This is a genomic window from Rhizobium sp. No.120, from assembly GCF_054558365.1.
Genome location: NZ_BAAJNQ010000012.1, coordinates 172,722 through 183,564, shown reverse-complemented (window position 1 = coordinate 183,564; position 10,843 = coordinate 172,722). Strand labels below are relative to the sequence as shown.

Annotated in this window: 11 protein-coding genes and 2 pseudogenes; 1 reads left to right on the top strand and 12 read right to left on the bottom strand. The window is 60.8% G+C overall.

Annotation, left to right across the window (positions count from 1 at the left end):
- From ACYJRZ_RS25940 to ACYJRZ_RS25895, 10 genes and pseudogenes are all read right to left on the bottom strand, one after another.
- Window positions 1-573: phenylacetic acid degradation protein PaaY (locus ACYJRZ_RS25940; protein WP_459463704.1), on the bottom strand; the 573-nt coding region annotated here is incomplete at its 3' end.
- Window positions 574-1,092 carry an acyl-CoA thioesterase gene (locus ACYJRZ_RS25935; RefSeq protein ID WP_459463703.1) on the bottom strand — a complete coding sequence of 173 codons (519 nt, stop codon included), beginning with the start codon at window positions 1,090-1,092 and terminating at the stop codon, window positions 574-576.
- A 4-nt stretch (window positions 1,093-1,096) separates the two neighbouring features.
- The gene (gene paaZ, locus ACYJRZ_RS25930; RefSeq protein WP_459463702.1) at window positions 1,097-3,154 is read right to left on the bottom strand and encodes a phenylacetic acid degradation bifunctional protein PaaZ; all 2,058 of its coding nucleotides are present in this window, start codon (window positions 3,152-3,154) and stop codon (window positions 1,097-1,099) included.
- A 12-nt stretch (window positions 3,155-3,166) separates the two neighbouring features.
- Complete coding sequence (locus ACYJRZ_RS25925) at window positions 3,167-3,922, bottom strand: Phenylacetic acid catabolic protein (protein ID WP_459463701.1); 756 nt, start codon at window positions 3,920-3,922, stop codon at window positions 3,167-3,169.
- Between the two features lie 24 nt (window positions 3,923-3,946).
- Window positions 3,947-5,023, bottom strand: a complete 1,077-nt coding sequence (paaE, locus tag ACYJRZ_RS25920; protein WP_459463700.1) for a 1,2-phenylacetyl-CoA epoxidase subunit PaaE — start codon at window positions 5,021-5,023, stop codon at window positions 3,947-3,949.
- A gap of 25 nt (window positions 5,024-5,048) precedes the next feature.
- Window positions 5,049-5,573, bottom strand: a complete 525-nt coding sequence (gene paaD / locus ACYJRZ_RS25915) for a 1,2-phenylacetyl-CoA epoxidase subunit PaaD (protein WP_459463699.1) — start codon at window positions 5,571-5,573, stop codon at window positions 5,049-5,051.
- 9 nt (window positions 5,574-5,582) lie between these two features.
- Window positions 5,583-6,356, bottom strand: a complete 774-nt coding sequence (gene paaC / locus ACYJRZ_RS25910; RefSeq protein ID WP_459463698.1) for a 1,2-phenylacetyl-CoA epoxidase subunit PaaC — start codon at window positions 6,354-6,356, stop codon at window positions 5,583-5,585.
- Between the two features lie 8 nt (window positions 6,357-6,364).
- Window positions 6,365-6,649, bottom strand: a complete 285-nt coding sequence (gene paaB / locus ACYJRZ_RS25905) for a 1,2-phenylacetyl-CoA epoxidase subunit PaaB (protein WP_459463697.1) — start codon at window positions 6,647-6,649, stop codon at window positions 6,365-6,367.
- A gap of 13 nt (window positions 6,650-6,662) precedes the next feature.
- Entirely contained in the window at window positions 6,663-7,667 is a 1,005-nt protein-coding gene (paaA, locus tag ACYJRZ_RS25900; protein ID WP_459463696.1) for a 1,2-phenylacetyl-CoA epoxidase subunit PaaA, read from the bottom strand.
- A gap of 67 nt (window positions 7,668-7,734) precedes the next feature.
- A pseudogene (locus ACYJRZ_RS25895) lies at window positions 7,735-7,830 on the bottom strand (acetyl-CoA acetyltransferase); the annotation flags it as partial.
- A gap of 549 nt (window positions 7,831-8,379) precedes the next feature.
- On the opposite strand from ACYJRZ_RS25895, the pseudogene ACYJRZ_RS25890 reads away from it, so the two are divergent.
- Window positions 8,380-8,589, top strand: a pseudogene (locus ACYJRZ_RS25890) (IS5/IS1182 family transposase); the annotation flags it as partial.
- 9 nt (window positions 8,590-8,598) lie between these two features.
- On the opposite strand, the gene ACYJRZ_RS25885 reads toward ACYJRZ_RS25890, so the two are convergent.
- Window positions 8,599-9,888, bottom strand: coding sequence for a D-tagatose-bisphosphate aldolase, class II, non-catalytic subunit (locus ACYJRZ_RS25885; protein WP_459463695.1), 1,290 nt, complete (start codon window positions 9,886-9,888; stop codon window positions 8,599-8,601).
- Window positions 9,885-10,841, bottom strand: coding sequence for a tagatose kinase (locus tag ACYJRZ_RS25880; RefSeq protein WP_459463718.1), 957 nt, complete (start codon window positions 10,839-10,841; stop codon window positions 9,885-9,887). Before ACYJRZ_RS25880 ends, ACYJRZ_RS25885 begins: the two co-directional genes overlap by 4 nt.
- Window positions 10,842-10,843 lie beyond the last annotated feature (2 nt).

Here is a 10,843-nt window from a genome sequence, read left to right as displayed (position 1 = left end):
CTCCGGCGCGCGGATGCGGCGGCGATCCGGCTCCGGCGCAGTCAGCGGCTCGACGGCCGCAAGCTTCTCCTTCGCCTCCACAGCCAGGCGCTGGTAAATGGCAGTGCCCTGGCGCTTCCAGGCGATCTCTTCCGCCGTCAGCTCACGAGCCACGCGCGCCGGAGAGCCAACCGCCAGGCTGTTTGCCGGGATTTCGGCGCCGGCCTTGACGAAGGCCATTGCCGCGACGATCGCATTTTCGCCAATGACGGCTTCGTCCATGATAACGGCATTCATGCCGACCATCGCATTGGCACCGACGCGGCAGCCATGCAGCACCGCACCGTGGCCGATATGTCCCGCCTCGCAAATCACAACTTCCAGATTCGGGAAGCTATGGACGACGCAAGTCTCCTGCACATTCGAGCCGCGCTCGAGCACGATGCGCCCGAAATCCCCGCGCAGCACGGCGCCCGGCCCCACATAGCAGGCAGGCCCGATGATGACATCGCCGATGACGGTTGCGGCCGGATGCACGAAGGCTAAGGGATCGATGACCGGGATTACGCCATCATAGGAATAGATCTGCGCCATTCAGTCGGCTCCTAAACCTTCCACGTCGCGGCCCGTTTCGGCCACCGCTTCCAGCCGTTGCGCGAATTCGCGGCGCAAGGTACGGCGAAGCTGGGCTGCCTTGTGCCGGCGGATATCAACCGGCGTGACCGGCACCAGTTCCGGCACGCGGACCGGACGACCCGCCTCATCCACCGCTACCATGGTGAAATAACAGGAGTTGGTGTGGCGGCGCTGGCCGGAGCGAATATTCTCCGCTTCCACCCTTATGCCGACCTCCATGGAAGTACGGCCTGTATCGTTGATCGAGGCGCGGAAGGTGACGAGTTCGCCAACATTGATCGGCTCCTTGAACAGCACCTGATCGACCGACAGCGTTACCGCATATTGCTTGGAATAGCGCGATGCACAGGAGAAGGCGACGCGGTCGAGCAGGTTCAGAAGTGCGCCGCCATGCACCTTACCGCTGAAATTCGCCATATCCGGCGTCATCAGCACGGTCATTTCCAGGCGATGCGGGTCTTGCTCGGTCGTCGTCATGCGCTCACTCTCTCGTTTTCGCTACCATCGTCAGAACGTCATATTGCGCGACGACGGCGTCCAGCTGGTTCGTTACCTTGCAATCCCAGCGCACCTCGCCATGTTCGGCATTGATGCGGGGATTGATCTCCTTGCAGGTCAACTGCACCTGGAGCGTATCACCCGGATTGACCGGTGTCAGGAAGCGGAGATTGTCGACCCCATAATTTGCCAGCACCGGACCTGGAGCAGGATCGACGAAAAGGCCGGCCGCGAACGAGACGATGAGATAGCCATGCGCCACACGCCCCTCGAAGAACGGATTGGCCTTGGCCGCCGCCTCATCCATATGAGCATAGAAAGTGTCGCCGGTGAAATGGGCGAAGTGCTCGATATCATCAAGCGTGACCGTGCGCGTGGCGGTGACGAGCTGATCACCGATCTTCAGCTCGGCGAGCGATTTGCGGAACGGGTGCTCACTGCCAGTGCGGGCGTCCGCCCCATCCATCCACTGCCCCGTCACGGCCGAGAGCAGGCGCGGAGTGCCCTGAACTGCAGTGCGCTGCATGTAATGCTTCACGCCGCGGATACCGCCGAGCTCCTCGCCGCCGCCGGCGCGGCCGGGGCCGCCATGCACTAGCCCAGGCAAAGGAGAGCCATGACCCGTTGAAGTTTTTGCGCTGATGCGGTTGCCAATCATGACACGGCCGTGGAACGGTGCGAGACCTAAAACGACCTCTTCGGCAAAAGCGGGATCGTTGGTAAATACGGAGGCAACCAAACTCCCCTTTCCGCGCAGGGCAAGATCAACCGCCTCTTCCGCCGTATCATAAGGCATGACGGTGCTGACGGGGCCGAAGGCCTCGACATCGTGAATGGCACGCGCCGAGCCCGGCCTGCCACAATAAAGCAGAACCGGACTGAGGAAGGCGCCGGCGCTGGCATCACCAGACGTGACGCGCGGATTATCGGGATCGCCGCCGACGATCTCAGCCTCGGCGGCGAGATCACGAATGCGAGCGCGCACTTCCTCGCGCTGAGCGATGCTTGCAAGCGGTCCCATACGAACGGTCTCATCGGCCGGATTGCCGATTGCCGTCTTGCCGAGTCGATCGTTCAACGCGGCAATCAGCGCTTCGCTATAGGAATGGGGGGCAATGACGCGGCGGATGGCCGTGCACTTCTGGCCGGCCTTGACCGTCATCTCCCGAGCAACCTCCTTGACGAAGAGGTCAAACTCTTCCGTACCCGGTGCTGCGTCGAGTCCCAAGACTGCGGCATTGAGGCTATCGGCTTCCATGGTGAAACGTACGGAATTTTCGATAATCGCCTTGTGCGTCCTCAGACGCTGACCCGTTGCGGCAGAGCCGGTAAAGGTCACCACATCCTGGCCTTCGACATGATCAAGAAGATCGCCGACCGAGCCGCAGACGAGCTGCAGCGCACCTTCCGGCAACAAGCCGGTTTCGATGATGCGTCGGACCACGAGTTCGGTGAGATAGGCCGTCTGGCTTGCCGGCTTCACGATGGCGGGAACGCCGGCAAGCAAGGTCGGCGCGACTTTTTCCAGCATGCCCCAGCAGGGGAAGTTGAAGGCATTGATGTGAACAGCAACACCCTGCAGCGGGCTTAGGATATGCTGCGCGGAAAAGCTTTGATCCTTGGAGAGCTGTTCGACATCGCCGTCGAGCAGTACGCGTGCATTCGGCAGCTCGCGCCGACCCTTGGAGGCATAGGACAGCAGGGTTCCGATGCCGCCTTCGATATCGACCCAGCTATCCGCCCGCGTGGCGCCGGTCGCTGTCGAGAGCGCGTAAAACTCTTCTTTCCTCTCGAGCAGCGTCCGCCCCAGCGCCTTCAGCATTGCGGCGCGCTCATGGAAGGACATGCGCCTGAGCGCCGGACCGCCCCTGTCACGGCCATAGGACAAGATCTGTTTGAAATCGATGCCCGAGGAATCGATGAACGCGATCGGCGCGCCGGTCGACGCATCAAGCAGCGGCACCCCTTCCCTGGTGCCGGCGACCCAGGTGCCGCTGACATAGCTTTCGAGACGGCGCGGCTGGTTTGCCATGATATTCATCTCACTATCCTCTCAGTTCAATCCAAGCGCAGAAAGCTGCGCATCGACATCGGCACGCCATTCGGCAAGCAGGATCTCGTTGGGCTGATGGCGCAGGCCGAAACGCGATAATGTCTCAAAGCGGGCCGAGCCGGCATGGCCGAAGCTTGCAGCGACGCGGGGATACCAATAGGCAGCCGAAGCGCGCGCCTTCGTTCGCCCCTCGTCCCCGATAACGATGCGGATAAGGCCGGCGGCGCCGAGTTCGGCATGCCGCTTCTCGCGCGGCAGGATGGCACGGAAGACTTCGGCGAGCGGCTGATAGGAAACGCGCGCCAGCTCCTTCAACTGTACGACGCTGGCAGCACCCATCAGCACGTTCATGACGACGGCATCCACCCAGCCTTCAAGCGGATAGTGGAAGACGGAGAGCCGCATGTCACCGTCTTGCCTGACAGCGCCGATATCGGCATCGCGGGAAAGCCGGACTGCCCAGGGATGATGGACGGCATAGCGGCCGCCATCGACACCGAACGTCTCCATGATCTTCAAGACCTGGCCGGCATGATCGGTCTTTTCCAGCACGATGCGCGCTGCGGAAATGCGCTCCTGAAGGCCGGGGGCATCGTTGATGATACCCGCAAAGCCGGCAGAGCCGGCGAGTTCGCTATCAACGAAGCTCGCCATCAACCGCAGGAGTTCGCCGCGATAGCGGGCGGGCACGTTGTCGGGCGAGGAGAGCATCCCACCACACTCCAGATATTGCTCGATCGGCATCGTTTCGGACATATCGTTCCTCCTTTCGATGCGACGCTACTGGTCGTAACTGACGACGATGCGGTCGGTGAGCGGGTAACACTGACAGGTCAGCACGTAACCCTGGCGCACCTCGTAATCCTCGAGCGCGTGATTGACCTCCATTTCGGCTTCGCCTTCAATGACCTTGGCGCGGCAGGTGGAACAGACACCCGCCTTGCAAGCATAGGGCACATCCATCGCATTTTCGATCGCGGCATCAAGAAGGCTGACACCATGCTTTGGGAACTTGAATGTTCGCGCAGCGCCGTCCAGAGTAACGGTCGCCTCGCACATCGTGGCCTGATCCGCACCGGCGACGGCTTCCACTTTCCGGCGCGCCCGACCGGGCTGCGACGAAGCGAAGAGCTCGAACTTGATCTGGTCGTCGCGCAGACCGTGATCACGAAGGGATTCGGCAATTGCCAGCATCATCGGCTCGGGCCCGCAGATGAAAGCTGTCGCGACCGATGTCAGATCGATCCAGCTCTTAAACAACGCCTTGCATTTTTCCGCATCGATCCGACCGGTGAAAAGATCGATGTCTTGTGCCTCGCTTTCGAGGACATGCAGCACCGACAGGCGACCCAGATAGAGGTTCTTCAGGTCATCGAGTTCTTCGCGGAACATGATCGAGCTGATCTGCCTGTTTGCGTAAACGAGGGTGAAAGTGGAGTGTGGCTCACGCGAAAGCACCGTCTTGATGATCGAGAGAACCGGCGTGATGCCGCTGCCGCCGGCGAAGCCGAGATAGTGCTTGGAGACGTGCGGCTCCAGCGGTGTGAAGAACGTACCCATGGGCGGCATCGCTTCCAGCGTGTCGCCAATCTTCAAGTTTTCATTCACCCAGGTGGAAAAGCAGCCGCCATCCACGCGCTTGATGCCGACCCTTAAAACACCCTCATCCTTGCCTGCGCAGATGGAATAGGAGCGGCGCAGCTCCTCGTCATCGAACTTGCGGCGGAAAGTCAGATACTGGCCTTGGGTGAAATCGAAGACGGCCCGATCCTCCTCGGATGGCGCAAGCGTGACGACGACGGCGTCGCGCGTCTCACGGCAAACATCGGTGACGGTCAGGGGATGGAAACGTGCCATGGATGCGGGCCTCGTCCTGTTGGGGTCAAATGCACTTGAAATAGTCGAAGGGTTCCAAACAGTCGGTGCAGCGATAGCTCGCCTTGCACGGCGTCGAGCCGAACTGGCTGATCTTTTCTGTAGCTATCGATCCGCAGCGCGGGCAGTTGATGGCGAGCTTCGTGCCGCCGGAAAGCCGATCGATCCGCTTCGTCAGGATGCCGTCGGCAGCCGTGCCATCGATCGGCGGGGCGATGCCATAGGCACGCAGTTTCTCGCGTCCCTCCTCGCTGATCCAATCCGTCGTCCAGGCGGGCGACAGCCGGCGCTCGAGGCGTACCCGGTCTAGGCCCCTTTCGACCAGTGCCCGTTCGATATCGAGGTTGATTACCGCCGTGGCGGGACAGCCCGAATAGGTCGGCGTCACCGTAACGACAAGCGTATCCTCTTGCCAGCTGACATCGCGGATGATGCCGAGATCGGTCAGCGAAATCACCGGTATCTCCGGGTCTGGCACTTGCGAGAGCCAGTGCCAGATTTCGTCGACCGAGGGATGCGACGCGGCCGTCATGTCAGCCTCCTACCAGGTCGCGCCCGGATAGGCGCGCTGAAGGAACTGCAGCTCGGTAAGGACATAGCCGAGATGCTCGGTGTGAACGCCGCGCCGGCCGCCCTTATGCATGTAACCGTCAGCCGGCCTCTTCAACGTCGCTTCTGTCAACGTTTCGGTGACAATTTCGTCCCAACCAGTTTTGAGGCTTTGCGGTTCCGGAATGACGCGCGCTCCAATCAGTTCGGCATCCAGATCATCGCTGACGAACATCTCACCGGTAAACGGCCAATGCTCGTTGAGGGCTTCCTGCATCCGGCGATGGCTTTCATCCGTGCCGTCTCCGAGCCGGATGACAAGATCACGGCTGCGATCGAGATGATAGGAGACTTCCTTAAAGGCCTTTTCCGCGATCTCGGCGATGCGCTTGTCGGATGAGTCCCGAAGCGCCCTCAGCAACAGATAGTACCAGGCGTCGAAGAGGAATTGCCGCATCAGCGTCTTGCCGAAATCGCCGTTCGGACGCTCAACCAGCAGAATGTTGCGGAACTCGTAGCCATCGCGCAGATAGGCCAGATCATCCGCCGATCGCCCCTTGCCTTCCACCTCGCCGGCAAGACCAAGCCAAAGCTGAGTCTGGCCGATCAGGTCGAGCGCCGTATTGGCAAGCGCGATGTCCTCCTCGAGCGCCGGCCCGCGGCCACACCATTCGGAAACGCGATGGCCCAGGATTAGTGCATTGTCGCCAATCCGCACCAGGAACTCGAAAAGCGCGGCTTGGCTGACGTCGGGATGTTGTGCCATGACCGTCATCACATGTGCCCCACTTCATCCGGAATATCGAAGAAGGTGGGGTGACGGTAAACCTTCGAATTGGATGGATCGAAGAGCGGCCCCTTTTCCGAGGGTGCGCTGGCAGTGATGTCGGCGGATCTCACGACCCAGATGCTGATGCCCTCATTGCGGCGCGTGTAGACATCGCGGGCATTGTTGATCGCCATCTCGGCATCAGGCGCATGCAGGCTGCCGACATGGCGATGGTTAAGGCCATGCTGACCACGGATAAAGACTTCCCAAAGCGGCCATTCGCTGGACATTGCGTTCACTCCCTTACTCTGCGGCGATCTCGGTTGCGGCGCGGCGGGCGGCTGCCTTTTCTGCATGGGCAGAAACGCCGTCGCGAAACCAGGCGCCATCGTCCCAAGCCTGCTTGCGGGCACTCAGCCGTTCCGCATTGCAGGGACCATTGCCGCCGATCACATTGAAGAACTCTTCCCAATCGGGCTCGCCGAAATCGTAACCGCCCTTTTCCTCGTTCCATTTGAGATCCGGATCGGGGATTTTCAGGCCGAGATATTCGGCCTGCGGCACGGTCTGATCGACGAATTTCTGCCGCAGCTCGTCGTTTGAATTCTGCTTGATCTTCCAGGCCATGGACTGGGCCGAATGCACCGAGGCGTCGTCCGAAGGACCGAACATCATTAGCGACGGCCACCACCAGCGGTTCAGCGCATCCTGCACCATGACCTCCTGCGCTGGCGTGCCCTTGACCATCTTCATCAAGATGTCGAAGCCCTGGCGCTGATGGAAGCTTTCCTCCTTGCAGATCCGGACCATGGCCCTCGAATAGGGGCCGTAGGAACAGCGCTGCAACGGAACCTGGTTCATGATGGCCGCACCATCGACGAGCCAGCCGATCGCGCCGATATCGGCCCAGGTCAGCGTCGGATAGTTGAAGATCGACGAATATTTCGCCTTGCCAGAATGCAGCTGCTCATACATCTCGTCGCGGCTGATGCCGAGCGTCTCGGCGGCACAGTAGAGATAGAGGCCATGGCCGGCTTCATCCTGCACTTTGGCAAGCAGGATCGCCTTACGCTCCAGCGTCGGCGCGCGGGTGATCCAGTTGCCCTCCGGCAGCTGACCGACGATTTCCGAATGGGCGTGTTGGCTGATCTGGCGGATCAGCGTCTTGCGATACCCTTCCGGCATCCACTCTTTCGGCTCGATCTTCTGGCCTTGATCGACACGCTCCTGAAAGGCGCGCTCCTGGGGATCCATCTCATCGAGGGAGCGAACGCGGGACGTATCGGTCTTCACCATCTGTGCATACATGGTCATTCCTCCTAGTTACGCGTCAAATGCGTTCGAACGCCGGGATCGCGGGCCATCAGCGCGTGCTGAGCGGTACGGGGGCGACATCATCGGCCCGGACCGGGGACAAGGCCCCGCCGTAGCGGACGGAGCGAGCAGCATTGCAGATGAAGGCTTCAGACACGCAAGCTTCCTCCCTGTAGCGAGCCGATATCCTCTCCCGGAAGAATTAACCGACCGATCGGTCACTTATTTAGCATTCAATACGTCACAAATCAACGAAAATTTATCTATTTTTTGTGATGCTTTTATCGGGCAGCATTTAGGCACGGCACAATAACTGGAAATTCTGCTTAAAATGCGCGTTAAACGCCTGCCGGCAGCGACAGACGCCGAAGCGCCGCCTCGCTTGCCTCGGGTCGCGCCGCACCGAAATGGCGCGCGACATATCCAGGCCGGCCCCGGGAGAGAGCCGCAGATAGAGGCACATAAAGAGCGCCCTCGCCCTCTCGTCCGGTAGCGCCGCTTGCGGTGGCATGGATCGCGCAGCACGATGAGACGAAACTGGCGCATGAGCAACGCCGGGCGACAAGGCTTTAGGCGGGGCTCAGCCGCAAACCGCCCGACAGGAGATCGCCATTCCCGCTGACGACTTCTGCCCGGAAGACAATGTCAGTTATTTCAGCAGCGGCAGCGCGCGTGCACCAACCGGAAGCCTCGGTCGCAGCCCCGCATGGCGGCCGAGCGAAAAGCCTAGGCCAATATTCCGCCGAAGGCAAACCGCAGGGGCTCTTTCGTGTTCTCGCGCTCGGTCCATCGACAAAGCAATCTCGTGGAACGCTTCATCAACACGATCAAACGGTTTCGAGACATCGCAACCCGTTATGACAAGCGTCCGGAAAATTACCTCGCCGCCGTGAAGCTGATCGCCGCAAGGATATGACGCGAGAGTTTATGCGTCGACCCTATAGGCCGCCGCCCGATTATAAGTACGGATGACGCTCCGGATGGCTTCCAACGCCAGCGGGCGTGCCTTCGCCGCCACTGTGCCGGCGGCGACGGCCGGATAGAGCGCGCCGAGATATTGGCTTATTAAAGTCTCCGGCAATTCCCGGTCGCCGAGCCTTTGGAACAGGCCCTCGACAAGTGCCATGGCGGTGGGATGCGGCCAGTAATAGCGAATACGGTCGCTGTAGGAGAAGTGCCGCTGAATGCGCAGCTCCGCTTCGTTGCCATGATAGTATTTCTGCCAGTTCTTCGGCTCTGCAAGCAACAGCGCCTCCATGCCCTGCCGCAGGGTTTCAGGTCCGTTATCGAGAACTGCAGCGATCTGATCGAGACCGTAGAGCGCTTGGCGGAGTGCGAAAGTTAGCCCCGGACCAACCTTGAGAATGGCAAAGCCGTCCTCAACGAGGCCGCGCAGGGCTGAAGCCGGCTGATAGTCGGTTGAGTGCGCTTCGAAGACAAACTGCGGCATGCGAGTCAGCACATTGCTGAGATCGCCGGCGGCAGCACGATCGTAGACCACGACATTCTCATTGCCAAACTCGACGCCGGGCTGCACCACGACGCCGATGGCGCGAGCGAAGGCGCTTTCGAGGCCAACAGCGGCAAAGGCGCGGCGATGCACCTCAATGGTTTCCAGCGCAGCCTCCGGGCTCGTCAGTTCTAGATGGTCGAGCGCTTCCATGGCCCCGCCGGGGATCGGTACTTCCGTGCCGACGATATAGACAGGCAGGTCAAAGTGCGATTCCGCTGCCGCTTTTTCCGCGACCAGTGCAAGACGCGCGGCCCGCTCGGCGGTCACCGCATCAGGCAGCGCCACCGGTTCACCCGCGCAGCCCATCGAGGTGTCGAGATGAATTTTCGTGAAACCGGCGCGCACGAAGGCGTCCATCATCACTTCGGAACGCTCCATCGCCTCTTCTGCCGGCAGGTGCTTCCATGGATTGGGGCCAAGATGGTCGCCACCGAGGGTCAGCCGGCGTGTATCAAAACCGACACGGGCGGCGATTTCCTCTACGAAGCGGCGGAAATCGGCAGGCGTCATGCCGGTATAACCGCCCTCTTGGTTGACCTGGTTGCAGGTCGCTTCGATGAGCACGTCCGTATTGGCCGCAAGTCCTTCAAGGAAAGCCGCTTCGACGACCAACGGATGGGCCGAACAAATGGAAGCAATGCCGCGCCGTTCGCCTGCCGCATAGAGGGCAGGAAGTGCACTGAGGGTCCTGGTGCTGCTCATGACGATACTCCGGAAAGATTGTGGGCGGCGAGAAAGGCTTCGATCTCAGCCATGCTGGACGTGCCTTCCATCGGCCCCCTGGCGCCAACGGCGCGTGCGCCGGTGGCATTGGCGATGACAAGGGCCTTGTCGGCGGCCATGCCGCGCAGCCAGCAGGTAACGAAAGCCGCACCGAAACTATCGCCGGCGCCAGTCGGGTCGACCTCTTCCACCTTGAAGGCCGGGGCCATGATTTCGCCGGAGGCATCGAAATAGCTGGCGCCTTCGGCGCCGCGCTTGATGACGATGGCCTTGATGCCCCGCGCAAGCAGTTCCGCAACGGCCGCCTTTTCTTCCGTGGCCTTGGTAAAGAGGAAGATCTCTGCGCCGCTCGGCATGAAGAGGTCGGTATTATCGAGCGCATGGCTGAGCGCTTCGCGCATGCCCGGCAGCTCCAACATCTCCTTGCGGATATTGGGATCGAAGGAGACGGTGCCGCCCTTCACCTTAATGCGCCGGGTCGCCTCATGAATGGCCTCGACGATGCCGTCCGAGAAGAGCGCTGAGCCCATGATATGCAGGTGGTCGGCAGTCTCAACCAGTGCTTCGGCTTGCGGCGTCAAGCCAATGGCCGAGCAGGCACTGTGCCTGATGTTGAAGATGAAATCGCGATTGCCATCCTGTCGGTAACGCACGAAGGCGCTGCCGGTCGCCGCGGTCGGATGCACTGAGATGGCAGAAACGTCCGCGCCGTCATTGCGCAAGCGTTCGACATTAAGCACGCCGAAATCATCATTGCCGACGGCGCTGACGATGCCGCAGTGCTGGCCGAGCTTGGCGACCTGGTCGATGAAAATTGCCGGCGCACCCGAAGCGAAGGGCCCGATCAGCGGGATAGCTGATAGGAAGCCATTACCTGTTTCGACCGCCATTATCTCTACGACGATCTCGCCGATGGTGATGATCTTCTTCATGT